At 73.8% G+C, this 25,388-nt stretch carries 19 protein-coding genes; 8 read left to right on the forward strand and 11 right to left on the reverse strand.

Annotated elements, in window-relative coordinates; translation table 11 throughout:
• Positions 1–85: 85 nt before the first annotated feature.
• Together ACFV4N_RS09120 and ACFV4N_RS09125 are read right to left on the reverse strand one after the other, a co-directional pair.
• Positions 86–1,084 carry an alpha/beta hydrolase gene (locus tag ACFV4N_RS09120; RefSeq protein ID WP_499671953.1) on the reverse strand — a complete coding sequence of 333 codons (999 nt, stop codon included), beginning with the start codon at positions 1,082–1,084 and terminating at the stop codon, positions 86–88.
• A 19-nt stretch (positions 1,085–1,103) separates the two neighbouring features.
• Positions 1,104–2,450, reverse strand: a complete 1,347-nt coding sequence (locus ACFV4N_RS09125) for a cytochrome P450 (protein ID WP_499671954.1) — start codon at positions 2,448–2,450, stop codon at positions 1,104–1,106.
• Positions 2,451–2,627: 177 nt separating this feature from the next.
• On the opposite strand from ACFV4N_RS09125, the gene ACFV4N_RS09130 reads away from it, so the two are divergent.
• A complete protein-coding gene (locus ACFV4N_RS09130; protein ID WP_499671955.1) occupies positions 2,628–3,455 on the forward strand; it encodes an SAM-dependent methyltransferase in 828 nt (275 codons plus the stop codon).
• A 2-nt stretch (positions 3,456–3,457) separates the two neighbouring features.
• Positions 3,458–5,569: a putative bifunctional diguanylate cyclase/phosphodiesterase gene (locus ACFV4N_RS09135; RefSeq protein WP_499671956.1), complete on the forward strand. Its 2,112-nt coding sequence runs from the start codon at positions 3,458–3,460 to the stop codon at positions 5,567–5,569.
• Here the strand turns inward: ACFV4N_RS09135 and ACFV4N_RS09140 are convergent.
• Both ACFV4N_RS09140 and ACFV4N_RS09145 read right to left on the reverse strand, forming a co-directional pair.
• Positions 5,559–7,640 (reverse strand): glycosyl hydrolase, encoded by a 2,082-nt coding sequence (locus ACFV4N_RS09140; RefSeq protein WP_499671957.1) that lies wholly within the window; start codon positions 7,638–7,640, stop codon positions 5,559–5,561. The two genes, ACFV4N_RS09135 and ACFV4N_RS09140, sit on opposite strands and share 11 nt — an antisense overlap.
• Positions 7,641–7,808: 168 nt before the next feature.
• Entirely contained in the window at positions 7,809–8,702 is an 894-nt protein-coding gene (locus ACFV4N_RS09145) for an SDR family NAD(P)-dependent oxidoreductase (protein WP_499671958.1), read from the reverse strand.
• 76 nt (positions 8,703–8,778) lie between these two features.
• On the opposite strand from ACFV4N_RS09145, the gene ACFV4N_RS09150 reads away from it, so the two are divergent.
• Positions 8,779–9,369: a TetR/AcrR family transcriptional regulator gene (locus ACFV4N_RS09150; RefSeq protein WP_499671959.1), complete on the forward strand. Its 591-nt coding sequence runs from the start codon at positions 8,779–8,781 to the stop codon at positions 9,367–9,369.
• Between the two features lie 48 nt (positions 9,370–9,417).
• Entirely contained in the window at positions 9,418–12,411 is a 2,994-nt protein-coding gene (locus tag ACFV4N_RS09155; protein WP_499671960.1) for an ATP-binding protein, read from the forward strand.
• Here ACFV4N_RS09155 and ACFV4N_RS09160 read toward each other — a convergent pair.
• The 3 genes from ACFV4N_RS09160 to hisG form a co-directional block, all read right to left on the reverse strand.
• Entirely contained in the window at positions 12,396–13,238 is an 843-nt protein-coding gene (locus tag ACFV4N_RS09160) for an ABC transporter permease (RefSeq protein WP_499671961.1), read from the reverse strand. The two genes, ACFV4N_RS09155 and ACFV4N_RS09160, sit on opposite strands and share 16 nt — an antisense overlap.
• Positions 13,235–14,203: an ATP-binding cassette domain-containing protein gene (locus ACFV4N_RS09165; RefSeq protein ID WP_499671962.1), complete on the reverse strand. Its 969-nt coding sequence runs from the start codon at positions 14,201–14,203 to the stop codon at positions 13,235–13,237. The genes ACFV4N_RS09160 and ACFV4N_RS09165 overlap by 4 nt, the downstream gene beginning before the upstream one ends.
• A 287-nt stretch (positions 14,204–14,490) precedes the next feature.
• A complete protein-coding gene (hisG, locus tag ACFV4N_RS09170) occupies positions 14,491–15,354 on the reverse strand; it encodes an ATP phosphoribosyltransferase (RefSeq protein WP_499671963.1) in 864 nt (287 codons plus the stop codon).
• Positions 15,355–15,654: 300 nt separating this feature from the next.
• Here hisG and ACFV4N_RS09175 point away from each other — a divergent pair, with 300 nt between their 5' ends.
• On the forward strand, positions 15,655–16,797 hold the full coding sequence (locus ACFV4N_RS09175) for an MFS transporter (RefSeq protein WP_499671964.1): 1,143 nt from the start codon (positions 15,655–15,657) through the stop codon (positions 16,795–16,797).
• Positions 16,798–16,916: 119 nt separating this feature from the next.
• The gene (locus tag ACFV4N_RS09180; protein WP_499671965.1) at positions 16,917–17,246 is read left to right on the forward strand and encodes a DUF7489 domain-containing protein; all 330 of its coding nucleotides are present in this window, start codon (positions 16,917–16,919) and stop codon (positions 17,244–17,246) included.
• Here ACFV4N_RS09180 and ACFV4N_RS09185 read toward each other — a convergent pair.
• From ACFV4N_RS09185 to ACFV4N_RS09195, 3 genes are all read right to left on the reverse strand, one after another.
• Positions 17,243–17,962 carry a GNAT family N-acetyltransferase gene (locus tag ACFV4N_RS09185; protein WP_499671966.1) on the reverse strand — a complete coding sequence of 240 codons (720 nt, stop codon included), beginning with the start codon at positions 17,960–17,962 and terminating at the stop codon, positions 17,243–17,245. The genes ACFV4N_RS09180 and ACFV4N_RS09185 overlap by 4 nt on opposite strands.
• A gap of 139 nt (positions 17,963–18,101) precedes the next feature.
• Positions 18,102–18,680: an FMN reductase gene (locus ACFV4N_RS09190; protein WP_499671967.1), complete on the reverse strand. Its 579-nt coding sequence runs from the start codon at positions 18,678–18,680 to the stop codon at positions 18,102–18,104.
• Positions 18,677–19,765, reverse strand: coding sequence for an LLM class flavin-dependent oxidoreductase (locus ACFV4N_RS09195; RefSeq protein ID WP_499671968.1), 1,089 nt, complete (start codon positions 19,763–19,765; stop codon positions 18,677–18,679). The genes ACFV4N_RS09190 and ACFV4N_RS09195 overlap by 4 nt, the downstream gene beginning before the upstream one ends.
• Before the next feature lie 132 nt (positions 19,766–19,897).
• On the opposite strand from ACFV4N_RS09195, the gene ACFV4N_RS09200 reads away from it, so the two are divergent.
• Positions 19,898–20,938: an acyl-CoA dehydrogenase family protein gene (locus ACFV4N_RS09200; RefSeq protein WP_499671969.1), complete on the forward strand. Its 1,041-nt coding sequence runs from the start codon at positions 19,898–19,900 to the stop codon at positions 20,936–20,938.
• Positions 20,939–20,999: 61 nt separating this feature from the next.
• Positions 21,000–22,238 carry an MFS transporter gene (locus ACFV4N_RS09205; RefSeq protein ID WP_499671970.1) on the forward strand — a complete coding sequence of 413 codons (1,239 nt, stop codon included), beginning with the start codon at positions 21,000–21,002 and terminating at the stop codon, positions 22,236–22,238.
• On the opposite strand, the gene ACFV4N_RS09210 is transcribed toward ACFV4N_RS09205, so the two are convergent.
• On the reverse strand, positions 22,235–25,387 hold the full coding sequence (locus ACFV4N_RS09210; RefSeq protein WP_499671971.1) for an NACHT domain-containing protein: 3,153 nt from the start codon (positions 25,385–25,387) through the stop codon (positions 22,235–22,237). The genes ACFV4N_RS09205 and ACFV4N_RS09210 overlap by 4 nt on opposite strands.
• Position 25,388 lies beyond the last annotated feature (1 nt).

Raw genomic sequence — 25,388 nt, forward strand, 5'->3', positions numbered from 1 at the left:
TGCGTGGCGGGGGGTTCGCGGGGGCGGCTGTCGGGGGGGGGGTGTGGTGGGGGGGCCCCCGCCCCCCGCCCCCCCCCACCACCGGTCAGCGGCCGACTTCTTCGAGCGCCCACTCGGCGACCGCTGAGTAGTAGTCCCGCGCGTTGGGCGCGAGGTTGATCGAGTGCCCGTACCCCGGCAGCACGAAGGTCCGCAGCGGGGCCGCGTAGTACGGCGCCTCGTCCTCGTGCAGCGCCGCCGCCGACGAGCAGTCCGTGGCGAGCGCGCCGCACACCGCCCGGTCCCGGCTGCCCACCACCGACAGCACCGGCACGCTGATCAGCCGGCTGTACGGCAGCAGCACCGCCACGCCGAGCCCGTCCACCGCCTCGGTCGGCGAGAACACGTCCTTCAGCGACTCCTCCAGCTCCGCCACCCGCTTCACGAGGGGTCCGGGCGCGTGGAAGCTGCCGTACCGGGTTCCGGGCGCCGTGGTCAGGTAGCCCGGCGGGTGCAGCAGGCCGAACTTCGGGTCCAGGTTCGCGGGGCGGAAGTTGGCGAAGGCGCCCACCACCCCGGTGGGGTTCACCCGGTGCGTCATGCCGGTCACCAGCACGCCGTCCACGTCCCGGTAGGTGCCCGCCTCCAGGACGGCGATCGCCGAGCCGAGCGAGTGGCCGCCGATGACAACCTTGTCGAACCGCGGTCCGAGCGCGCCGGTCCGCAGCGCCGTCACGACCTGGTGCATCGCCTCGGCCTGGACGAACGCGGTCAGCACCGCGGCCAGGGGCTTGGAGCTGCGCCCGGTGCCGAGCCGGTCGACGGTGAGCGTGGCGAAACCGGCCTCGTTCTGCGCCGCCCGGAACGACCGGTCGGGGAAGTCCCAGTAAGAGCTGTTGTAGGTGGAGCCGGGGATGAGCAGTTGGACGGTGGCCGCCCCGGCGGGCGGGGTGCAGAGGGTGCCGTGGACGACTTCGCCGTGGCCGAGCACGGTCACCGGCACGTCGACGTCACGGCAGGGCGCCGGGCCGGTCGCGGCCGAGGCGGACGTCTGCGACGACGCCACCAGCAGGGCCACCAGGGCGACGGCGAGTGAGTACCGCAAGGGGGGACGACCTCCATCTTCAGCGGGAACGGGATCGCGCGGTCATCGGCAGCCGATCGGGGTAGAGCAGGCCGAAGACCTTGGGCCGCACCGGTTTTCCCGGCACGGGGACGAGCCGCCAGCGGGCGGCGATGGTGGCGGCCACGATCGCGAGCTCCTGGTGCGCGAACGCGTGGCCGGGGCAGAGGTGCAGGCCGCCCGCGAACGGCACGTAGGCGCCCTTGGGCACGGCCGCGGCGCGCTCGGGCAGCCACCGGTCGGGGTCGAACGACCCGGGCCGGTCGTGGTAGCGCGGGTCGTGGTGCAGGGCGTGCGGGCTGAACCCGACCTCGGCGCCCGCGGGCAGCTCCACGTCGCCCAGCCGGACGGCGGCGTTGGTGCGCCGCAGCGTCAGCCACAGCGGGTACGCGCGCAGCACCTCGTCCACGACGCGCCGGGTGTACGGCAGCGCGCGCAGGTCGTCGGCCGTCGCGGCCCGGCCGCCGAGCACGCCGTCCACCTCGGCGTGCAGCCGGTCGGCCACGTCCGGGTTGCGGGCCAGCTCGTGGAACAGCCACGCCAGCGTGGTGCCGGTGGTCTCGGAGCCCGCGGTGAGCAGGGTGACCACGTGGTCGCGGACCTGCTGCCTGCTCATCGGCTCGCCGGTGTCCTCGTCGCGGGCGGCGAGCAGGACCGACAGCAGGTCGCCGCGGTCGCCGCGGGAGGAGTCGACGACCTCGTCCACGACGCGGTGCACGCGCGCGACCGCCTCGTCGAACCGCCGGTTGGCCGGGATCGGCAGCCTCTCCAGCAGCGCCGGCGACAGCGCCCGGACCACCCCGAGCCTGATGAGGGTGGGCGTGTGCGCCCGGATCTCCGCGCTGATCCGCGCGTCGAAATCCGTCGAGAACAGGGTTCTGCCGACCACCGAGATGGCGATGTCCTGCGCCAACCGGTCCACGTGCACCACGAGTCCATCCCGCCAGGAATTCGCGACCTCGTCGGCGAGCACGCTCATGGTTTCCGAATAGCGCACCAGGAACCGGCGGTGGAAGGCGGGCTGGATCATCCGGCGCTGCCGGCGGTGGAAATCGCCGTCGGTGCTCACCAGGCCGTCGCCGAAGGCGCGGCGGAGTTTGTCGACGAAGATGCCCTTCTCGAACGCCTCGCCGACCAGCACCCGGTGCGCCAATTCGGCCGTGGTGACGAAGTGCAGCGGGAGTCCTCCCAGGTAGACCCGCACGACGGGGCCGTGCTGCCGCAGGGCGGAGGTGAACGCGAGCCTTTGTCGCAACAGGGCCGCGGTGTGCCCCAGCACGGGTAATCGGCCGGGAACCGCGGGAACCTCGCGCTTTCCGGCGCCACCGGTTTTGGGGCTTGCGGTCATCGTGTGCCGCTCCTCCTCCTACCGGGCATTGACCCAGAGCACTCTATGCGCCGTTCGGAGGCCCGCGGGATCGCGCATTAGAGTTAAGTTGTTGACTCCCCTGGTGCCGACGGCCCACAGGCGGTTGGATGTCATGGATCCACCCCGACACCCCAGCGTGAAAGTCCGGAGTGCGCCGTGAGTGACCTCGATTGGGTCCCGGAAGGCATCGACACGTCCGTGCCGAGCATCGCCCGCACCTATGACTACCTGCTCGGCGGTGCGCACAACCTGGCCGTCGACCGGGCCATGGCGGAGAAGGTCGCCGCGGCGCTTCCCGGCACCCGCGACCTGGTCCGGCTGAACCGGGCGTTCCTGCGCCGCGCGGTGAGCCACCTGGTGGGGAGCGGGGTGCGGCAGTTCCTGGACATCGGCTCGGGCATCCCGACCGTGGGCAACGTGCACGAGGTCGCCCAGGACCTGGACCCGCGGTGCCGGGTGGTCTACGTGGACAAGGACCCGGTGGCCGTCGCGCACGGCGAGCTGCTGCTGGCGGGCGACCCGAACTCCACCGCCGTGCAGGCCGACCTGCGCGACCCCGACGACGTGCTGGGCAAACCGGAGGTCACCGGGTTGCTCGACTTCGACGAGCCGGTGGCCCTGCTCCTGCTGCTGGTCGTGCACTTCCTGACCCCGGAGGACGAGCCGGGCGCGCTGCTGGCCCGCTACCGGGACCGGATGGCGCCGGGCAGCTACCTGGTCGTCTCGCACGCCACCGCCGACGGGCGCCCCGGCACCATGCGCCGCGCGGCCGAGCAGGTCCGGGAGAGCAGGTCCAGGGACAACCTGGTCTACCGCACGCACGCGGAGGTCGCCGCGCTGTTCGACGGCTACGAGCTGGTCGAGCCGGGCGTGGTCGGGTGCGCGCTGTGGCGGCCGACGGGCGCGGGCGACGTGGCGAACCGGGCCGAGGACAACACCCAGGTCTGGGTGGGCGTCGGCCGCAAGCCCCTCGACGGCGGCTGACCGTGACCGCTCCGCTGCCCCTGGACCCGGACGAGCTGCGGGTCCGCACGAAGCTCGCCAAGAAGTGGGCGTACCTGCTCAGCTCGCGGACGTTCGTCCCGATGTCGACCGCCGAGCTGGAGAACCGGCTGGCGGGCCTGGTCGACCGGCTGTGCGCCGGCGTGGCCGTCGAGTCGGCGGCGCAGCACGCGGGCCGCGACGTCGGCGAGGCGCTGGTGGGCCTGAACTGCACCACGCCCGAGGGGCTCCAGATCTCGATCGAGGTCGTCAGCAAGGGCCTGCTCGGCATGACGTCGCTCGCGCCCGCCGACCGGCTGCGCAACCGCGTGGTGGACGTGATCGCCGCGCTGTCGGCGTCGTTCGTCGAACGCGTCCGGCAGGCCACGATGGAGCAGCAGGAGCACCTGGGTCGCTCGCTCTACAAGGCGATGCGCGAGGCCCAGGTGGAGCTGCGGCTGAGCCGGGCGCGGGTCGAGCTGCTGGAGACGCACTCGTCCACGGGCATCGCGACCGTCGAGCCGGACGGCGTGCTGGTGCGCGTGAACGAGGCGCTGGCCCGCATCCTGGACCGGTCGCCCGACGAGCTGACCGGCACGTCGCTGTTCGACCTGGCGCACCCCGACGAGCGGGCGGGGCTGCGCGCCGACGTCGCCGGGCTGGCGGGCGACGCCGCCCGGGAGGGCGCGCGGACCGTCACCCAGCCGTACCGGCTGCTGCGCGCGGACGGCGAACCGGCGTGGGTGATGCTCACGCTGTCGCCGCTGCACCGGGTGGAGGCGCCGCCGCAGGTGGTCGTGCTCGCCGAGGACGCCACCGACGTCAACCTGCTCCAGGGCCAGCTCAACCACCAGGCGCTGCACGACGTGCTGACCAGGCTGCCGAACCGGCAGTACTTCACCAGCCGCCTGGAGCAGGCCCTGCGCACCGCCGACCCGCGCACCGGCGTGACCGTGTTCCACCTCGACCTGGACGGCTTCTCCCGCTTCACCGGCGGGCTGGGCCGCGAGGTCGGCGACCACGTGCTCAAGGTGGTGGCCGGGCGGCTGGAGTCGGTCGTCGCGGGCGAGAACGCGATGGTGGCCCGGTTCGGCCACGACGAGTTCGCGATCCTGGTGGAGAACTCGCCGGGCACGCCGGACGTGGTCACCACGGTGCGGCGGATCAACGAGGTGCTGTCCGCGCCGTTCACCTCGCACGGCCACCGGATCGCGGTGTCGGCCACCATCGGCGTGGTGCACCGCCCGCCGCGCGACTCGTCGCCGCTGGACCTGCTCGACTCGGCGGACCTGACGCTGCGGCGCGCGAAGGGCGGCGGCGCCCGGCAGTGGGAGCTGGCCGACCCGGAGCAGGACGGCCGGGACCGGCGCGCGTTCAGCCTGGCCGCCACCATGGCCGGCGCGTGGGAGGACGACGAGCTGCTGGTGCGGTACCGGCCGGTGGTGCGGCTGGCCGACGGGTCGGTGGAGTCCGCCGAGGCGCTGCTGCTGTGGGACCACCCGGCGCTGGACGAGCTGCCGCACGAGCAGTGCGTGGCGCTGGCCGAGGACACCGGGCTGGCCGTGCCGCTGGGTTCGTGGGTGCTGCGGGAGGCGTGCGGTCAGGCGGTGGCGTGGCGGGAGCGGCTGGGCCGGGACCTGCCGGTGCACTGGGCGCTGTCGCCGAGCCAGGCCGCCGACCCGGACCTGGTCGGCGTGGTGCACGGGGCGCTGCGCGGGACCGGGCTCGCGCCGTCGTCGCTGCGGCTGGGCGTGACCGGCCGGGTGCTGTTCTCCGGGCGCGGCGAGGTGGCCGACAACCTGGAGGTGCTGGCCGACGACGGGGTGGGCGTCGAGCTGGAGGGGTTCACCGGCTCGCCCGAGGACCTGCCGCGGGTGGTGGACGGCCTGCCGGTGCGGGCGGTGCGGGTGGGTCAGACGGCCGCGGCCCGACCGGGCACCGCGGCGGCCCGCGCGCTGGCGGGCGTGCTGGGGGTGGTGCGCGACGCCGGCATCGGCCTGACCGCGACCGGCGTCACGACACCCGAGCAAGCCCGGTGGTGGCGGGAGGTGGGTGCGGACACCGCGTCCGGTCCCCTGTTCGCCCCCGCCGGCCCACCGGACGACATCACCCGATAGCGCAAGTCAGCGCAGGCGCCGTCGGGGAGCCACTGGCCAGGAACCCGAACGTGGTGCTGCCGCCGGGCTTGACGGCGCCGTTCCACGGCAGGTTCACGGCCGTCGCGGTCGAACCGCTGGTGGTGATCTTCGCGCTCCACTGGTTCCCGATCCGCTGGCCCTCGCCGAGCTGCCAGCTCACCCGCCAGCCCCGGGACGGCGAGTTCTCCGGGTGGCGGACGGTGACCTCGGCGTGGAACCCGCTGCCCCACCGGGCGACCACGCGCAGGGTCGCGTCGCACCGGCCGGGCGTGGTCTTGAAGTCGGGCAGCTCGTCGAGCGTGACCACGCGCTCGTGGCCGTAGACGCGGCGCACGAAGTCCAGCGGGTTGACCACGCCGTCCTGGATGAACGAGCCGGACCAGGTGACGAACCAGCTCCAGCGGGCCTCGTAGGCGGCCAGCAGGTCGGGGTCGGGGATGGAGCCGACCTCGCCCAGCGCCACCAGCTTGCGGTCGCCGCCCAGTTCCACCAGCCGTTCGTAGGGGCCGATCACGGGGCCGTGGTCGCCCTGGGGCGGGTAGGAGTCCATGGACACCACGTCGACGACGTCGTCACCGGGGTACCACTCGGGCGCGATGGAGTTCCACACCCAGATGAGGTTGTGCAGGCCGTGGTGGTCCACCAGCCGGTCGTGCAGGATCCGGTACAGCCGCTTGGCGGGCTCGGGGCCCTTGGCGCCCCACCAGAACCAGCCGCCCTCGGCCTCGTGCAGCGGGCGCCACAGCACCGGCACCTTCGCGTCCGCCAGGCGCTTGAGCTGCACGGCGATGGCGTCCATGTCCCGGATGAGCAGCTCGTAGTCGGTCGAGTTCGGGTCGGCCAGGGCGGCGGCGAGGTCGAAGGTCGTGGCGTCGGTGTAGAAGCCGCGCCACCACTCCTTGCCCGGCTGGTCGATCAGGCCGGACGGCGCGTTCCAGTGCCAGGCCAGGGTGACGATGCCGCCGCGCCGGTCCCAGGCCAGGGCGTGGTCGACGTCCCGGCCGACGGTGCCGCGCTCGACGCGGCTGGGCGAGTAGTCCATGAGGTCGTAGCCGCCGACGGCGGGCGCCTCGCCGACGTTCTGCTCGACCCAGTCGATGCTCGCCTGGTCCTGCTGGCCCGACAGGATGTTCTCGCCGTAGTTGGCGGCCAGGTACCGCATGAGGCCCTTGGCCTCCGGGGTGGCGGCCGGGTCGGTCAGCGCGCCGGTGACCCGGTGCGGGCCGCGGGGCGCGCTCGGGGTCACCTTGATCGCGTCGATCAGGTACCAGCCCCAGTTGTTCGTGATGGTCAGCGTGTTGTCACCCTCGGCCAGCAGCACCTTGCCCGCGCCGATGGCGCTGAACGACGGGTTCGCCGGGAACTGGACGTCGCCCAGGCCGCTGCCGTTGAGCGACAGGGATGCGGTCTTGGCCCCGTACGGGGTGGCGTAGAGGATCGTCAGGTCGTGGAGGCCGCCGGGGCTGTCCGGGATGGTGATGGCGACGCTGTCGGTGCCGCTGTCGAAGCCCGCCACGTAGCCGCGGCCGGAGAAGCCGGGCACCGCGCTCTCCACGACGGTGCCGTTCAGGACGCCGTCCTCGGCCTCGTGGACGCCGGGCTCGGGCGGCGCGCTCGGGGTCACCTTGACCGCGTCGACCAGGTACCAGCCCCAGCCGGTGCCGAAGGTGAGGGTGTTGTCGCCCTCGGCCAGCAGCACCTTGGAGCCGGTGGCTTCCGTGAACGAGGCGTGCTCGGGCAGCGGGACCTCGCCGATGGCGGCGCCGTTGAGCGACAGGGCGGCGTTCTTGGGCCCGTACGGGGTGGCGTAGCGGATGGTGAGGTCGTGCAGGCCGCCGGGGCTGTCCGGGATGGTGATGGTCAGGGTGTCGCCGGGCTCGTCGAACCCGGCCACGTAGCCGGTGCCGGAGAAGCCCTCGACGCCCGTCTCGACCACCGTGCCGGACAGCGCGCCGTCCTCGGCCTCGAGCCAGGGGCCGGGGTCGGCCCCGGCCGTGCCGGGGGTGACCAGGGTGGCCGCTATCAGCGTGACGAGCAGCAACAGCCTCACGTCGTCTTGTCCCTTCACCGCCGTTGGCAGGGCGACAGCCGCGGTCCCAGGTCGTTCTGGGAGCGCTCCCAGGGAGCATAGGGAGGCGAATGGCGTTCGACAAAGGGTTGTTCGCCCGCCCTTCGCACCCCCGTCACGCGCCCCGGCGGGCCCTGCGCCCCGGCGGGCTCACGCGGGGCGGCGCTCCGCGCCCGTGAGGCCGCACAGCTCGTCGGCCACCGCCCACAGCTCCTCCTCGCGCCGCTCGTCGTAGGACTCCGCCGACGACGGCGTGACCCGGCCCCGGTCGATGTACGAACCGCTCGTGCCGGGGCGCGGCCCCGCCATCGCCTCGGCCAGCAACCGCCCCGCCTCGACGGGCCCGGTGGCGACCGGCGTGGCGAGCAGGAGCCTGCCGACGCCCGCGAACAGCGCCCGCCCCACGGGGTTCGCGTCGCGCGCCAGGTCCGTGCCCGGCACGAAGCCGGGGTTGTAGGTGTAGGCGTCCACGCCCTCCGGCAGCCGGCGCGCGAGCGCGTGCACGAGGTAGAGCACCCCGAGCTTGCTGGTGGCGTACGCGCGCCTGCCCTCCCGGCCGCCGCCGTCGGACGGCCTGGCCAGCTCGCGCGGGGAGGTCCAGCGCGGCGGCGGGATCAGGCCCAGGCTGTTGTGCGCCGGGTCGTGCACGTCGCTGCCGACCACCACGATGCGCGCCGGGTCGGCGAACTTCGGCAGCAGCAGGTTGAGCAGCAGGTGGTAGGCGAGCACGTTGACGCCGAAGGTCGCCTCGACGCCGTCGGCGGTGGTCTCGCGGGTGGACTGCATCTGGAGCCCGGCGTTGCCCAGGAACCCGTCCAGCGGCCGGTCCACCTCGGCGGCCGCGCGCCGGATGTCGGCGAAGGACGCGAGGTCGCAGGTGATCTCCGAGACGTTGCGGTTGCCGGTGCTCGCGGCCAGCTCGGCGGCCAGGCCCGGCCTGCGGTTGAACACCAGCAGGTGGCGGTCGGGGTGGTGGCGCAGCAGGTGCTCGGCGGCGTGGCGGCCCAGGCCCCGGCTCGCACCCGTCATCAGTATGGTGGACACGGTTCCTCCAGGTACTCGATTCTAACTGGTACTGAGTACCATACTGAACGCCGTGCCGGAGCGCTATGCTGCTCCCGTGCCCGAACGCCCTCCGCTGCGCCAGCGCAAGCGCCAACGAGCGCGCGAGCAGATCGTGGAGGCCGCGTACGCCCTGTTCGCCGAACGCGGGTTCGCCGACGTGACCGTGGCCGACATCGCCGAGCGCGCCGAGGTCGGGCGCACCACGTTCTTCCGCTACTTCGGCGACAAGCAGGAGGTCGCCTTCTCCGACGAGCAGCAGGTCGTCGAGCGGCTCACCGAGCTGCACCGCGCGCTGCCGCCGGTGGACGACCTGGCGGGCGCTCTCGCGCAGATCCGCGAGCTGGTGGTGGAGCTGTGCCGCGACCTCACCGCCGACGAGGAGCACTACCGCGCCCACGAGCGGCTCGTGCGGGAGAACCCCGAGCTGCGGGACCGCGCGGCGCGCAAGTTCCACCTGCTGTGCGAGCTGTTCCGGGACAACCTGCTGGCGCGCGGCGCGCCGCGCGAGGCGGCCGTGCTCGCACCGCACCTGGCCCTGGCGTGCTACCGCTCGGGGCAGGAGCTGTCCGACGGCGACCCGGCCGCGCTGCCCGGCGCGGTGGACGCGATGTTCGCACAGGTGAGCGAATCTTTCCGTCCGAAGTGACCTGAACGCCGGGTTCCCGTCGGTCCCGTGGGCTAAGTTCCACCTGCCATGCGACTCATCGGACGGGACCACCCAGCCGGGGTGCTGCACACCGAGGTCGACCGCGCCACCCGCAGCCACGGCGGGCTGGTGCTGGTCGCCGGCGAACCCGGCATCGGCAAGACCACCCTGGTGACCGGAGCGGCCGAGCAGGCGCGGCAGCGCGGCGCCCTGGTGCTCGCCGGGTCGTGCTGGGACTCCGACAGCGCGCCCGGCTACTGGCCGTGGGTGCAGGTGGTGCGGGCGCTGCGCCGGGCCGCCACCGCCGAGGAGTGGGCCGCGGTCGACCGGGCGCCTCTGGCCGTGCTGCTCGGCGAGGCGCCCGCCGGTCAGCCGCCGGAGGGCTTCCCGCTCTACGACGCGGTGACCACGGCGCTGGTCGCGGTGTCGCACCACCGGCCGGTGGTGGTCGTGCTGGAGGACCTGCACTGGGCCGACCCGGCGTCGTTGAGGCTGCTGGAGTTCGCCGCCCGGCACACCTGGTTCGAACGGCTGCTGCTGGTCGGCACCTACCGCGACGCGGAGGTGGACGCCGAGGAGCACCCGGCGCGCCCGCTGCTGACGCCCCTGCTCGGCCGCGCCACCACCCTCTCGCTGACCGGTCTCGACCCCGACGGGGTCCGCGAGCTGATGACCCGCACGGCGGGCCGGGAGCCGGACCCGGGACTGGCCGCCGAGGTGCACCGGCGCACCGGCGGCAACCCGTTCTTCGTCGAGCAGACCGCCCGCCTCTGGCACGGCGGCGGCCCCGTCACCGCGGTCGCGCCGGGCGTGCGGGACGCGGTGCGGCGGCGGCTGTCGCTGCTGCCCGCTCCCGTCGGCGAGCTGCTGGCCGCGGCGGCCGTGCTGGGGCGCGAGTTCGACCGGCGGGTGCTGGCCGCGACCGCGGCCCTGCCGGCGCCCGAGGCGGACCGGCTGCTGGAGCAGGCCGTGCGGGCGCGGCTGGTGCTCGCCGTGGGCGGCGGGCGGTTCGCCTTCGCCCACGACCTGGTGCGCGAGGCGCTGTACGACGCGCTGCCCGACGCGGACGAGCGGCACGCCGCCGTGGTGCGGGCGCTGGAGGGCGACCTGGCCGAGCTGGTGCTGCCCGCGGACCTGGCCCGGCACGCCCACCTGGCGGGCGACCGGCTGCCCGCCGACCGCGTGGTCGACGCCATCGTGGCGGCGGCCCGGGACGCGAGCAGCCGGCTCGCGTTCGAGGAGGCGGTGGGCCACTACCGGCGGGCGCTGGACCGGGCCCGCGGCCCGCTCCGGCGGATCGCGGTGGCCGTCGAGCTGGGGCCCGAGCTGTGCCACGCCGGCGACCACGCCGCCGCGCACCGCGTCTTCGACGAGGCCGCCGACCTGGCCCGGTCGCTGGCCGACCCGGAACCCCTGGCCCGCGTGGCGCTGGCCCGCTTCCGGTTCGGCGACCAGGAGGAGGCCGGCGGGCGGCTGCTGCGCGAGGCGTACGGCCGGTTCATCGGACCGCCGCCGGACGTGCCGGTGGAGGAGCTGGCCCGCCGGATGGGCGTGCGCGCCGCGGAGGTGGCCGCCGACGACACCGCGCTCGCCGCGGGCTTGTGGGTCGCGCACGACACCTCCACCGGCATCGCCGACGCCGAGCAGCGGCTGGCGCTGACCGACGAGCTGATCACCGTGGCCCGCCGCAGCGGCGACCACAACGCCGAGCAGTTCGCGTCCTCGCTGCGCTGGGTGGCGCTGGTGGAGCTGGGCGACCCGCGCTACCTGGACCAGCTCCACGCGTTCGTGGCCCTGGCGGACCGGTTGGGCGCCACCAGGTACAGCTTCTCCGCCGCCGTCGACCAGGCGATCATCAGCACCCTGCACGGCCGGTACGCCGAAGCCGAGGCGCTGCTGGCCAGGGCCTCGGACATGGGCGCGTGCGGGCACTCGGCGTTCGCGGTGATGCACCTGCACCTGCGGTGGGCCCTGCTGCTGCCGCAGGGCCGGTTCGCCGAGCTGGACGAGCTGGCGGCGGAACCGGCCGCGACCGCGCACCCGGCCGCCGGGCTGCTGCTCGGCCTCGCGGCGCTGGAGCGCGGCGACGTCGAGGCGGCCCGCGTCCACCTGGACCTGCTGGACCCGCTCGACCCGCCGGTGTCGAACGAGCGGTACCCGCTGGCGCTCGGCTCGCTGCGGCTGCGGTTCCTGGCCCAGTTCGCGGCCGCCGCGGGCGACCGCGAGCTGGCGGCGCGGGTGCGCGGGCTGCTGGCGCCGCACCGCGGCAAGTGGCTGGTGTCGCTGTACGGGTGCGACATCAGCGGCCCGGTCGACCTGTGGCTGGGCGTGGTGGACCTGGTGCTGGGCCGGTGCGACGAGGCCGTGGCGGAGCTGACCGCGGCGCGCCGGTCGGCCGAGCGGATGCGAGCCCGGCCGTGGGCCGCGCTGGCGGACCGGCACCTCGCCGCGGCGGCCCGCGCGCGGTCCGGCGCGGCGCCCGCGGTCGTGCCCACCCTGGCGCGGCTCGCCGACGCCGGGCCGGCCGACGAGTTCCGCCGCGACGGCGAGGTGTGGGCGCTGTCGTTCGACGGGGTGACGGTGCGGGTGCCGGACTCGAAGGGGCTGCGCGACCTGCACGTGCTGCTGAGCAGGCCCGGCGAGGCGGTGCCCGCGGTGACGCTGCTCGCGCCGGGCGCGGTGGCGTTCGCGCGGCTCGGCGGCGACCTGGTGCTCGACGACGAGGCCAAGGCCCGCTACCGGCGGCGCCTGGCGCTGCTGGACGAGGAGATCGACCGGGCGCCCGACGACGACCGGGCCGCCGCGCTCGACCGGGAACGGGCGGCCCTGCTGGAGGAGCTGCGCGCCGCGGCCGGGCTGGCCGGGCGGACCAGGAGGCTCGGCGACGAGGCGGAGCGGGCCCGCAAGACCGTCACCGCCCGCATCCGCGACGCGCTGCGCAAGCTCGACGCGCGCCACCCCGGTCTCGCGGCCCACCTGCGGGAGACCGTCTCGACCGGGACGACGTGCGTCTACTCAGGACGGTCTCACTTCCGGTTGTAGAGGCGCATGGTCAGCGAGCCGAACACCAGCGTGAAGGCCGCGCAGTACCCCGCCGTCCACAGCATCGCGTCGGCGTCGAACTCGCCCGCCATCAGCGCGCGCACCGCGTCGACCAGCTTGGTGATCGGGTTGACGTTGACGAACGCCTGGAGCCAGCCGGGCATCGTGGTGGGCATGACGTACACGTTGGACAGGAACGTCAGCGGGAACAGCACCAGCATGCTCACGCCCATCACGGACTTCTCGCTGCGCATCAGCAGGCCGAACATGGTCCACACCCAGGAGAACGCGAACGAGAAGACGACCAGCAGCGCGACGCCGAGCACGACGCCGGCGAACCCGCCGCCGGGCCGGAACCCGAGGATCAGGCCGACGACCATGATGGTGGTGGAGGCGAGCACGTAGCGCAGCAGGTCGCCCAGGATGTAGCCGACCATCGGCGCGGGCCGCCAGATCGGCAGCGTCCGGAACCGGTCGAACACGCCCTTCTCGATGTCGGTGTTCACCGCGACGCCCGTGTACATGGTGATCATCACGACGCTGGTGACCGTGATGCCCGGCAGCAGGTACTGGACGTACTCGCCCGGCGAGCCGGCCAGCGCGCCGCCGAACAGGAACGTGAACATCAGGATCATCATGATCGGGAACGCGGTCACGTCGAACAGCTGCTCGGGCACGTGCTTGATCTTGAGCACGGCGCGCCAGCCGAACGTGAGCGACGCGGACAGCGCGGTCGGCCGCGGCGGGCGCCCGGTCTCCAGCAGGACCGTGGCCAGGTCCTCGGTCTTGGGCGCGGGCAGCAGTTCCGCGTCCTTGGTGACGGTCACGCCGCCGCCTCCTCGTTCTCGTCGTTCTTCTCGTTCTTGTCGGTCAGGGCGAGGAAGACCTCGTCCAGGCTGGGCTGGCCCAGGGAGAAGTTGTCCACGGTGACGCCCTCGCGGGCGAGCCGGGCCAGCGCCTCGGCGGCCTGCTCGGTGGCGCGGCCGGACAGCCGGGCGGTGAGCGCGACCGGGTCGTGGTCGAGCAGCACGTCCGCGTCGAGCACCTCGGTCAGCACGCGCTGGGCCACCGGGCGCTGCTCGGCGTCGCGCAGGCGCAGGTGCACCGCGCCGACGCCCACCGACGCCTTCAGCTCGCCCTTGGTGCCCTCGGCGATGACCCGGCCGTGGTCGATCACCGCGATGCGGGAGGCGAGCTGGTCGGCCTCGTCGAGGTACTGGGTGGTGAGCAGCACGGTGGTGCCGTGCGCGACGACCGCCCGGACGATGTCCCACACCTGGTTGCGGCTGCGCGGGTCGAGGCCCGTGGTGGGCTCGTCCAGGAACAGCAGCTTCGGGGTGTTGAGGATGCTGGCCGCGATGTCCAGCCTGCGGCGCATGCCGCCCGAGTAGTGCTTGACCTGCTTGCCTGCCGCGTCGGTGAGGCCGAATGCCTCCAGCAGCCGTGCCGCGCGGTCGCGCGCGGGCGCCCGGCCGTGGCCGAGGAGCCTGGCGAGCATGACCAGGTTCTCGGTGCCGGTCAGGTCCTCGTCGACCGAGGCGTACTGGCCGGTGAGGCTGACCAGCGAGCGCACGGCGTCGGGGTCGGCGCGCACGTCGTGACCGAAGACCCTGGCCTCTCCCCCGTCGGGCCGCAGCAGCGTGGCCAGCATCCGCACCGTCGTGGTCTTTCCCGCCCCGTTGGGGCCGAGCAGCCCGTACACCGTCCCGGCGGGCACGGTCAGGTCGACGCCGTCCACCGCGCGGGTGTCGCCGAACACCTTGACCAGTCCCGACGTTTCGATGGCGTTCATCTTGTCCTCTCCAGAACGTCCCGGGGACGCGCCGCGCCACTCCACCTTTTGATCTCCGACGCCCACTCCCACGCCCCCACCCTGAAGTCGCGAGTTCCCCGCTAGACCAGACCTAGCACCGCGAGTCGTACGTCCAGACACCGCGAGTCGTACGTCCAGGACCACCGTGTCGTACGTCCGGAAACGACGAACTCCACGTCCGCGCACACCGGGGCGTGCGTGAACGTGGAGTTCGGGGGTCCTGGACGTACGACTCGCGAGTCCTGGACGTACGACTCGCGGGGTTTTCAGATGCGGCAGGTGTCCAGGGAGCTGACCAGGATGGCGCGGGCGCCCACGCGCCACAGCTCGTCCATGATGAACGGGGCGTCGTCGCGCGGCACCAGCGAGCGGACCGCGACCCAGCCCTCGCGGGCCAGCGGCGAGACGGTGGGCGACTCGATGCCGGGCACCAGCTTGAACGCCTCCTCCTGCGCCTCCACGGGGCAGTCGAAGTCGAGGATCACGTAGCGCCGGGCGATGAGCACGCCCTGGAGCCGCCGGTGCAGGATCTCCACCGCGCGCACCGAATCCGGCGCGTCGGCGACGGTGTCGCCCTGGATCAGCACGGCCTCCGACTTGAGGATCGGCGTGCCGAACGTCTCCAGGCCCGAGGTCTTCAGCGTGATGCCGGTCTCCACCACGTCGGCGATCGCGTCGGCCACGCCCAGCTCCACGGCCGTCTCCACCGCGCCGTCCAGCCGCACCAGGTGCGCCTTGATGTTCAGGTCGTTCAAGTGCTGCTCGACCAGGTTCGGGTAGCTGGTCGCGATCCGCTTGCCCTCCAGCCCCGCCGCGTCGTCGATGGTGCCGGGCTTGGACGCGAAGAAGAACTTCGCCCGCCCGAAGCCGAGCGGCAGGATTTCCTTCGCGGACACCGTCGAATCGAGCAGCAAGTCGCGGCCGGTGATACCGACGTCCAACGACCCCTCCCCGACGTACACCGCGATGTCCCGGGGCCGCAGGAAAAAGAACTGCACATCATTTGCCGGGTCCGCCACGATCAGCTCACGGCCGGACCTGTTCACCCGGTAGCCCGCTTCCGCCAGCATTTGCGCCGCGGGAGCACTCAACGAACCCTTGTTGGGCAGGGCGAAGCGAAGAGGAGCCATGGCGCGCAGTCTCCCACACCGCGTGCCCCTTCCCCGTCCCGGGCACACCCCGCCGTCCCACGGTGTGGAAACCACGCGGTGTCGCGGCATGATCACCCGTTCGCGGCTCCCACCAGCTGAGCACCGGTCACCCGGGCGCGCTTTCCGCGTCACCCCGGCCGATTCACCGGGCAGCACGCCACGAAAAGCCACGAAACCCGACAGCACGCCCGACCGGAAATGTCCGGATCGAATTAACGCGTGATCTGCCCGGGGTTATTCCACTACCCTGGCCGGATCACCCGACCGGGAGGTCCGGCCATGCGCAGCGCCTCGGTGCCCCTCGCCTACGCGACGTTCGCGCTCATCGGTCTCGGCACCGGCGCGGGCGGCGTGCTGCTGGTCGAGCAGATGGACGACTACGGCGTGGACCGGGCCACGATCGGCCTCACCTTCTTCACCGCCTCCGCGGGTTTCATGGTCGCGGGGGCCACCGCGGGGGCGCTGCTGCACCGGTTCGGCTACCGCGCCACGCTCGTCGCCGGCGGCGCGCTCTACACCCTCACCGCCCTGGTCACGGCCGCGCGCCCGGCGTTCGCGGTGCTGGTGCTGCTCCAACTCGCCATCGGCTACGCCGCGGGCCTGCTGGAGTCCGCCCTCAACGCCCGCCTCGCCTCCCTGCCCGGGGCCACCGCGCTGCTCAACCGGCTGCACGCGTTCTTCGGCGTCGGCGCCCTGCTCGGCCCCGTCCTGGCCACCCGGGTCCTGGCGCACGCGCCGTGGCCCGCGGTGTGGCTGGTGCTCGGCCTGGCGAGCGCGCCGCTGGTGGCGGGTTTCCTGGTGGCGCACCCCGGGCCGGCGCCGGGGACGTCCCGGGAACGCGTCCCGGGCGGCCTGGCCGCGGCGGCGCTGCGACAGCCGGGGGTGCTGCTCGGCGCGGTCCTGCTGACCGTCTACGTAGGACTGGAGCTGGGCGTCGGCAACTGGGCGTTCAGCCACCTGGTCGACTCGCGGGGCCTGTCCGACCAGCTCGCCGGGTACGCGGTCGGCGGCTACTGGCTGGGGCTGACCCTGGGCCGCTTCCTGATCAGCCCGGTGGCGGCGAGGCTGGGGCTGACCGACACCGGCCTGATGACCGCCTGCCTGGCGGGCGTCGCCGCGGCCGCGGTGGTCTGGTCGCTGCCCGGCGCCGCGGTGGTCGGCCTGGCGCTGCTGGGTTTCTTCCTCGGCCCGGTGTTCCCGACCACGATGGCGCTCGTGCCGAGGCTGACCACCGAACGGCTCGCGCCCGCCGCCATCGGCGTGGTGAACGCCGGTTCGGTGGTGGGCGGCGCCGCCCTGCCGTGGCTGGCCGGCGCGTTGGCGCAGGGTGCGGGCGCGTGGGCGCTCGTGCCATTCGCCGCGGCGCTGGCCGTGGTCCAACTGGGCGTCTGGTGGCCGCTCGCGACCCGTGCCCGCCGGTGATCGCCGGCGGTCCCCGTCAGAACCGCCGCCCCACTTCCGGGAACGCCCACCCGCGGGAGGCCCGGGAGGGCCAGAATGGGCCGGAGGCCGCCCGGCGCCGCCACACCGGCGCGGTGGTCGTGAGCACCCGATCCGAACCGGAGTGGGGGTCGCCCGTGGACATGGTCGTCGTGGGGTTCGTGCTCCTGGGGGCGGTGCTGTACCTGGTCGTCCTCCAGCAGCGGCACATCGGGGCCGAGGTCGCGGTGGCGTACCGCGGCAGGGTGGTGGACCGACGGGTCGAGGAGGTCGCGCTGACCACCGGGGTGCGCCGGGACTGCCTGCTGGTCGTGCGGACCGAGGAGGGCGCGGTGGTCACCGCCCTGGTGAGCCGGAAGGTCTACGGCCGGTTCTCGATCGGCGACCGGATCGTCAAGCGGGCGGGCGTGCGCTGGCCGGAGCGGGGTTAGTCGTTGGACCACCAGGTGGCCAGGGCGACGGCGGAGAAGCCGAGCGAGTCGTAGAGCGGGCGGCCGGCGGTGGCGGCGGTCAGGGTCATCGGCACGGGGAACTCGTTGAGGACCGCGTGCATCAGGGCGCGGCCGACGCCGCGCGAGCGGTGCGCGGGCAGGGTGGTCACCCAGTACGCGCCGCCGACGCCCCCGGCGACGACGGTCAGGCACGCGCCCGCGGGTTCGCCCGCGCGCCGGGCCAGGTGCAGGTGGAACCCGTCGGTGTCCAGCAGGCCCGCGGGCAGCGCCCGGCCGGGCGGGAAGCCGGCCATCGGGAACCCGTCGACCACGACCCGCTCGGCCACCGCGAGGTCGGCCGCGGTGCGGACGCGCGCGACCTCGACGGCGGGAGCGGGCAGCGGCCTCGGTTCCCGGACCATGACGGGCATGTGCCGGGCGGTCAGGCCGAGCGCCGCGCCGTCGACGGTGCCGAAGGAGTCCTCGACGACCACCCGCGCCTCGGCCCGCTTGACCAGCAGCCGGAGTTCGCCGAGGTCGTCGGCCGCCGGGTCGGGCCGGCGCACCAGCACGCGCGTCAGCGTCGGCCCGGTCATCGCCAGGAAACCGGGGCGGGTCACCAGCTCGTGGCCGCGGGTGCGGGCGAGCGCGGTGGTCAGGGCTTCGGCGTTGCGCACCGCGAGGTGGAGCGGGGTGCGGTGGGGCGGAACGGGCATGATCGGCACCTTATGCGTGGCGCGGGTGGGCGGTCAGGCGCGTTTCCGCAGGGGTCCCCGTGCCCGGGGGACCCCTGTTCTCAACTCTGCCGGCTACCACCGACAGCCCGCGCGCCCATCACCCGCACCTGTGGACAACTCACCGCTCGGCCAGCACCTGGTCGAACGGCACGAAGTCCAGCGCGGGCTTGGCCGCGGGCGCCCGGCCGGCCACCAGGTCGGCCAGTTCGCCGCCCGCCCGCTCGATCCGCGCCGGCAGCCCCTCCGCGCCCCAGTCCGACGACGCCGCGTACACCCCGGTCGGCACGACGACCGCCCTCAGGTAGGCGAACAGCGGCCGGAGGGCGTGGTCGAGGACCAGGGAGTGCCTCTCGGTCCCGCCGGTCGCGCCGAGCAGCACCGGTTTCCCGGCCAGCGACTCCGGCTCCAGCACGTCGACGAACGACTTGAACAGCCCGCTGTAGGACGCGTTGAACGTCGGCGTCACCGCGATCAGCCCGTCCGCGCCGACGACGTCCTCCACGGCCGACCGCAGCCTCGGGCCCGGGAACCCGGTGACGAGGTTGTCGGCCACGTCCCGGGCCAGGTCGCGCAGGTGCACCGTGCGCACCTCCGCGCCCGGCAGCCGGGCCGCCGCCGCGCCGGCCAGCCGACCGGCCAGCAGTTCGCTCGACGAGGGCGAGCCGAGGCCCGCGTGCACCACCGTCAACACCGTCATCGCGCGTCCGCCTTCCCGGCGCGGGCCTCGACCAGCGAGGCGTGGGTGGGGGCGTCCGGCACGTCGGCGGGCCGCCCGATCGCGAACTCGCGCCGCAGCGTGGGCAGGATCTCGCCCAGCAGGTCCAGCTGCTCCAGCACGGTCTTGAGCGGCAGGCCGGCGTGGTCCATCAGGAACAGCTGCCGCTGGTAGTCGCCGAAGTGGTCGCGGAAGGTGAGGGTCTTCTCGACGACCTCCTGCGGGCTGCCGACGGTCAGCGGGGTCTGCTCGGTGAACTCCTCCAGCGACGGCCCGTGCCCGTACACCGGCGCGTTGTCGAAGTACGGCCGGAACTCGCGCACCGCGTCCTGCGAGTTGCGGCGCATGAACACCTGACCGCCGAGGCCGACGATCGCCTGGTGCGCGGCGCCGTGCCCGTGGTGCTCGTAGCGCTCCCGGTAGAACGTGATCAGCCGCTGGAAGTGCTCCTTCGGCCAGAAGATGTGGTTGGCGAAGAAGCCGTCGCCGTAGTAGGCGGCCTGCTCGGCGATCTGCGGGCTGCGGATCGACCCGTGCCACACGAACGGGGGCACGTCGTCGAGCGGGCGCGGCGTGGAGGTGAACGACTGGAGCGGCGTGCGGTGCCTGCCCTCCCAGTCCACGACGTCCTCCCGCCACAGCTTGTGCAGCAGCGCGTAGTTCTCGATCGCGAGGTCGATGCCGTCGCGGATGTCCTTGCCGAACCAGGGGTACACGGGGGCCGTGTTGCCCCGGCCCATCATCAGGTCCACCCGGCCGTCGGCCAGGTGCTGGAGCATCGCGTAGTCCTCGGCGATCTTGACCGGGTCGTTGGTGGTGATGAGGGTGGTGGCGGTGGACAGGAGCAGCCGCTCGGTCCGGGCCGCGATCCAGCCCAGCATGGTGGTCGGCGAGGACGGCACGAACGGGCGGTTGTGGTGCTCGCCGGTCGCGAACACGTCGAGGCCGACCTCCTCGGCCTTCAGCGCGATCGTGACCATCGCCTTGATGCGCTCGGCCTCGGTCGGCGTCCGGCCCGTCGTGGGGTCGGGCGTCACGTCGCCGACGGTGAAGACACCGAACTGCATGACCACTCCTCAAGTAGTTGCACTTTCAACTAACTGGCTCAACCGTACCCGACCTACGGCTATTCCGTGCTTGCCGGGTGGCGTGGCCCACGCCAAGGTGGGAGACCAACGCGAGAACTGGGGGAGGCTGCGGTGGACGAGCACGTCCGGCGGGCCGCCGCGATCGTCCCGGTGCTGCACGCCCACGCCGACTGGGGCGACCGGCACCGCCGCCTGCACGACGAGGCGCTGGAGGCCATGGCCGACGCGGGCGTGCTCCGCCTTCGCGCGCCGACCGGGCACGGCGGCCACGAGGCCGACCTGGGCACGGTGCTGCGGGTGGTCGCCGAGCTGGCCCGCGGCGACGGGTCGGCGGCGTGGACCGCGGCGGTGTGGGCGGTCTCGACCTGGGTGGCCGGCCGCTTCCCCGACCACGTGCGGGAGGAGGTCTTCGCCAAACCCGACGTGCGGATCACCGGCATCCTCAGCCCGACCGCGACCGCCGCGCCCGTGCCCGGCGGCGTGCTGGTCAACGGCCGGTGGGCGTTCACCACGGGCGCGCCGCAGTGCGACTGGACCACCAACGCCGCGCTGCTGGCGCCGCACCGCGAGCCGGTGGTGCTGGCGCTGCCCGTGGCCGACCTGGAGGTCGTGGACGACTGGCACACCACCGGCCTGCGCGCGACGGGCAGCGTGACCACGCTGGCCAGGGACGTGTTCGTGCCCGCGGACCGCGTCCTGCCGCTGACGCCGCTGCTGGAGGGCGACCCGGAGCAGGCGCAGCCGCTGTTCCGCGCCCCCTACACGCCGGCCGCGTGCGCGACGGTCAGCGGCCCCGCGATCGGCCTGGTCCGCGCGGCGCTCGGGCTCGCCGACGACGGCCCCCGCACCAGGGAGGCCGCGGTGCTCGCCGACGGCGCGGAACTGCACGCGCACCGCGCCGCCTCGGTGGTCGACGCGAAGGTGACCGCCCGCGGCACGTGGACGCCCAAGGAGCGGGCGTGGGTGCGGCAGGACCTCATCGAGGCGTGCCTGCGGGCCAAGGACGCGGTCGACGTGCTGACCGGCGACGACCCGGTGCTGCACCGCGTCCGGCGGGACGTGCACGCGCTGAGCCTGCACGCCGTGCTGCACCCCAACGCCAACCTGGAGCGGTACGCGCAGGTCTTCGCGGGAGGCCCGGACGGGGGCTGAGGCCGGGCACCGCCACCGGGGCCCCTCAGGAATTGAACATGGTATTCATTACCATGGCGTCGTGACGATCACCCTCGACGCGCCGCCACGCGACTTCAACCGCTACCTGGCCGCCCGCCTGCTGTCCGTCGCGGGCAGCCTGGTGTCGGTCGTCGCCCTGCCCGTGCTCGTCTACCGGCTGACGTCCTCGGCGGGCTGGACGTCGGCGGTGGCGATGGCCGAGGCGCTCCCCTACCTGCTGTTCGGCCTGGTCGCGGGCGCGCTGGCGGACCGCGTGGACCGCAAGCGGCTCATGGTCGGCCTGGACCTGGCCACGGCCGGCGCGCTGCTGACCGTGCCGGTGGCGTGGTGGCTGGACGTGCTCACCGCGCCGCACGTGGTGGCGGTGGCGTTCACCGCGCAGACCGCGTTCGTGTTCTTCGACGCGGCCAACTTCGGCGCGCTGCCGTCGCTGGTGGGCAAGGAGGCGCTGACCGCCGCCTACGCCAAGCTCTACGGCCGCACCACGCTGGCCGAGCTGGCGGTGCCGCCCCTCGCGGGCCTGCTCGTGGCGGTGACCGCGCCCGCGGGCCTGATCGCGGTGCACGCGGTGGCCGCCGCGGGTTCGGCGGCGCTGGTCCGCGCCATCACGGGCGCGCTGTCCGCGCCGAGGGAGACCCGCCCCCCGCTGGTCCGCGACATCGGCGTGGGCCTGCGCTTCCTGTGGCGGCACCCGGTCGTGCGCACGCTGACCCTGGTCGGCGCCACGCACTCGGCCGCGGCCGGCGCGTGGGTGGCGGTGCTGGTGCCGTGGGCGGACCGGGTGCTGGGGGTGGCGCCGAGCGGTGACGTGCGGCTGGCCGTGCTGTTCAGCTGCTGGGGTCTGGGCGCGCTGGGGGCGTCGAAGCTGGTGCCGGTGCTGGCGCGGCGGTGGGGCGGTGCGCGGTTGGCGCTGGGCGCGCTGCCGGTGTCGCTGCTGTGCGCGGTGTCGGCGCTGCTGAGCACGCACTGGCCGGTCGCGGCGGTGGCGGCGGTGGCGTGGGGCACGGCGCACTCGACGGTGGTGCTCAACGCGATCACCTACCGGCAGCAGGTGTGCCCGGCGGAGCTGCAGTCCCGGGTGAACACGACGGCGCGGATGCTGTCGTGGGGTGTCGGGCAACCGCTGGGCGCGGCGCTGGCGGGCGCGGTGGCGGTGGCGGCGGGACCTCGGGCGGGGTTGGCGGCGGGAGCGGCGGTGCTGGCGGCCGGGGTGGCGCTGGCGTGGGTGACGCCGACGCTGCGCCGGGCCGCCCGCCAGTCGAGCCGGGCCGCCCGCTAGTCGAGGTGGAGGAACAGGTCCGCCCGGCTGCCCTCCGGCGACTTCCTCGGCACGTCCTCCCCCAGGAGCCGGGTGCGCAGCTCGGCCCACCGCGAGAACAGCGCGGGGTCGAGCCGCCCGTCGGCATAGGCCCAGTCCATGATGAGGTGCAGGTCCTCGCGCCGGTTCCGGTAGAAAGCGGGGTCCTGCCACTGCGGCACCTCCAGGAGGACGGCCGGGTGGAAGTAGACCACCGCCAGCACGGTCTCCACGCTCACCCTGAAGGGCTCCGGGTACCCGGCCAGGCTCTGGGCCACCTTGGTGATGAACTCCCTGGGCAGCTCCTTCACGCGCACCCGCAACAACAACGACAGCGCGCCACCCACCTCCTCGACGTCCTCGTCGCGGGCGCCCCGGGGAGGAGCCACGACGACCGACGTCGACACCTCCCAGGTCGACACCAGGGCCGGCACGATCCAGCCGAGCGCCTCCTCGACCCAGTTCGAGCCCTGTTCGAGGAAGACGTGCCCGTCGACCAACCCCAGGCCCCAGCGGACCCGCGAGGCGTGCACCGGGTCGGCGCCGACCTGGGCCAGCCAGTACTCCTCCATCCCCGCCGCCGAGGGGTGCGGGGGTGTCCGCGTCGGGCGCAGGGTGGTCGCGTCGACGGCGCTCAGCGAGAACAGCAGGGCCTGCCAGCTGTCGCGGTCGAGGCCGGAGCGCCACAGGAACAGGGCCGACCGCCAGTTCCCCAGGGCCTCCTCCCGGTCGTCGCCGAAGGGGCCGACCAGGCTGAAACCGGTGTCCTGCGCGCCGCACCAGATCGCCAGCGTGGTCAGGTTCGCCGAGTACACCGCCGCCTGCCGGATGAGGTCCACCGGTGTCGGCCGGTAGCCGTCGTACCGGTTGGAGCGCCGCCTCCCCCGGTGGGACCGGAGCAGTTGTTCCAGGGCGCGCCGGACGTCCCGCCGTTCCCCGACCGGCGCGGTGGTGAGGATCTCCACGGCGAACTGGGCGATCGAGGGGCGGGCGGCCCAGACCTGGTGGGAGAGCAGCGCGAACAGCATCTCGTCGTCCAACGGGCGGTCGCCGTAACGGCCGCCGTACGCCGCGTCCGCCAGCGCGGCCAGCTCGCCCACCACGTGCCGGGCGACCAGGTACTCCCCGAACGTGGAGTGCAGGAACTCGTAGGACCGCTCCTTGCCCCTGATCACCGCCTCCGGCGCGTGGACGAAGAAGAACTCGCCCAGCAGGCGCGTCCCCGCGTCGTCGGGCAGGTCGCCGCCACCGGTGAGCGCGACGAGGTCCGCTCGCAGCTCGACCTCCCGAACGTGCTGGACGCCCCGGTTGAACATCGCCAGCGCGGCGACCGAGAGGCGGAACACCTGGTCGGACACCCGGCGCTCCAGCTCGTCGTCCGACAGCCGGGCGCCGGCGCGCTTGCGCACCTCGCGCCGCGCGAAGTTGTCGAAGATCCTCTCGTACAGCGCCGACGTCGACAGGCCGGCGTCGAGCTTGGGCGACCTGGGGTCGGCCGCGTAGAGCGCGAGCATCAGCAGCAACAGCGGCTGGCGGGCCAGGTGGCGCAGGTGGAGCGCCTCGTCCGCGGTCAACGCGCGCACCGCGCCGGCCCGGACCATCATCGCGTTGGTGACCGACCACTCCTCCAGCCAGGCGACGACCTGGTCATCGGTGAACTCCTCCAGCTTGACGACCGGCGAGCCCGCCGGGATGTCGACGCGGTCGGAGACGACCGTCCGCGACGTGACGACCACGGCGACCGGGCGGTTCTGCTCCTCCTCGATGCGCTGGAACTCCATGACCTCCTGGAGGTAGCCGCTGCGGCCGAAGGCGGCGGCCTGGAGCAGTTCGTCGAGGCCGTCGAGGAGGACGACCAGCACGGTGTCCACGTCGTGGTCGGTGATGGCCTGCCACTGCACCCGGTTGTTCGTGGCCTGGTCCAGGGCCTGCTGCACCTGGTCGATGATCGGCGCGCCGGCCGCCACGTTGCGCAGCGGCACCCGCACCACCGTGTACTCCTCGGGCGGCAGGCGGGCCGCGAGCACCTTGGTGAGGATCGATTTCCCGGCGCCGGGGTGGCCGAGGACCAGCATCGGCGCCCTGGTGGCGTCGGCGGACGTCAGGTACGCGGCCAGCATCACCTCCAGGTCCCGCGAGACCTCGCGCTCCGACCACCAGTCCTCGTCGGAGGGCCGGGACTCCCTGCTGTACGCCGTGATCCGGTAGTGCGGCGTGAGGAACGCCCGCTCGATGGTCGGGAACGTGACCTCGGTGTCGTACCGCTCGGCGTCGCCGGGCACGATCTGCTGGTCCAGCACGCCGGTGTTCACCCTGTGCAGTCCCTCGCGGTGGCGGTCGACGCCCCTCCCGCGCTCGGACACCAGGCACAGCAAGGCCATGACCCGCGACAACGCCTGTCCCTGGGCGTCCAGCGCGGTCCTCAGGCCGGCGTCCAGGACGTCGATCCGGTGCCGGGCGGCGGCGTGCTCCCCGAGCACGGCCCAGAACACGAACTCCGGCGCCTTCTCCGCCAATCGCAGGTAGTGCGACTCGTAGCGGTCGAGGACGCGCCCGCGGAAGTCGTCGCCGAAGTGCACGGTGAGCCCCCGCTCGACGTCCAGGCCGTCGATGAAGAGGTACAGCCGGTGGGCCATGACGACGAGCCACTCGGCGATGCGCTCCAGGTTCTCGTGGAAGCCGCACGAGGGTGACGGGGCGGGGACCTCCGAGCGGTACAGGTCCTCGTAGAACTGGTGCGCCGTGCGCTTGCTCCGGCCGGTGACGAGGAACCGCCGCTCCTCCTCGGTGATGGCCAGTTCGCGCACCGCCTTGCCCAGCGTCTCGTCCAGCACCTCGAAGAACGCCGCCGCCACGAGGGTGGTGTGCGCGGCCAGGACCGCGTCCCGGCGCTCCAGCCCCCGCACCCCGGCCAACCGGTCCGACAACCCGCCGACCAGCCCGGTCAGCAGGCGGACGGCCTCGTTCTTCTGGTCGACCCACCCCCACAGCGCGACCGGCAGCACCACGCCCGTCCCGGCGGCCAGGATCGCGCCGCCCAACGCCTTGTCGAGCCTGGCGACCACCTCGGAGTCGTGCCTGCCCAGGATGCGCAAGGCTCCGGAAAAGGTCAGCGCGGGCTTTCGGTGCACC

Origin of the sequence: Actinosynnema sp. NPDC059797, from assembly GCF_042732085.1 — a bacterium.
Taxonomy (GTDB): domain Bacteria; phylum Actinomycetota; class Actinomycetes; order Mycobacteriales; family Pseudonocardiaceae; genus Actinosynnema.